Origin of the sequence: Pseudomonas sp. HMWF006 (assembly GCF_003061205.1) — a bacterium.
Lineage (GTDB): Bacteria > Pseudomonadota > Gammaproteobacteria > Pseudomonadales > Pseudomonadaceae > Aquipseudomonas > Aquipseudomonas monsensis.
Genome location: NZ_QAIU01000572.1, coordinates 1 through 649 on the forward strand (window position 1 = coordinate 1; position 649 = coordinate 649).

The following is a 649-nucleotide window of genomic DNA, read 5'->3' on the forward strand; positions in this document are numbered from 1 at the left end:
CTGTAGAACAGCCAAAGTTCGCGAGCCAGAAACGTCCCTAGAAACCCCAGCGTGAACACGCCACTGAAGGCCAGGATCAGCCGGTAACTGGACATCTTGTCGACCAGAAAACCACCGTAAAGACTCAATAACGACCCAATGATCAGTGTGCTGCCTATAACCAGGCCGATATCGGCGACGCTTAAGCTGAAACTCCCGGAAAGGTAAATGACCAGATAGGGCAGGGTAATTGCTCGCGCCAAGGTCAATATCAGGGACGCCGACAGCAGCAAATTTATTGTTGTCGGATAGTTTTTTAGCGTGGTCAGCATCCTTGCCTCATCGTTCAGCAGGTTGTTTTGATAGTGTTTGTCAGTCGCAAAGTGTTGATTGATGCGCGAATCAAGCTTACTGGGGAATTATGTTCTGATTTATGATGTTTTTTATCATATCGACAGAATTCAATTCATGAATGCGGGGCATGCATGTTTTCCTCCGAACGTTTAAAGGGCATTGATGTATTTGTCTGCGTTGCCGACTCCGGCAGCTTTAAAGGCGCTGCCGAGCGGATGAGTCTGACGGCTTCGGCAATCAGTAAAGGGATAGCTCGATTGGAGAGCAGGCTTGGGACTCGGTTGTTCCACCGAACAACTCGAAGCTTGTCACTGAC

1 protein-coding gene and 1 pseudogene are annotated in these 649 nt (G+C 48.8%); one reads left to right on the forward strand and one right to left on the reverse strand.

Annotation, left to right across the window (positions count from 1 at the left end; translation table 11 throughout):
* Positions 1-311 (reverse strand): annotated as a pseudogene (locus DBR24_RS26200) (MFS transporter); the annotation flags it as partial.
* 153 nt (positions 312-464) lie between these two features.
* Here DBR24_RS26200 and DBR24_RS33865 point away from each other — a divergent pair.
* Positions 465-649: LysR family transcriptional regulator (locus tag DBR24_RS33865; RefSeq protein ID WP_256591852.1), on the forward strand; the 185-nt coding region annotated here is incomplete at its 3' end.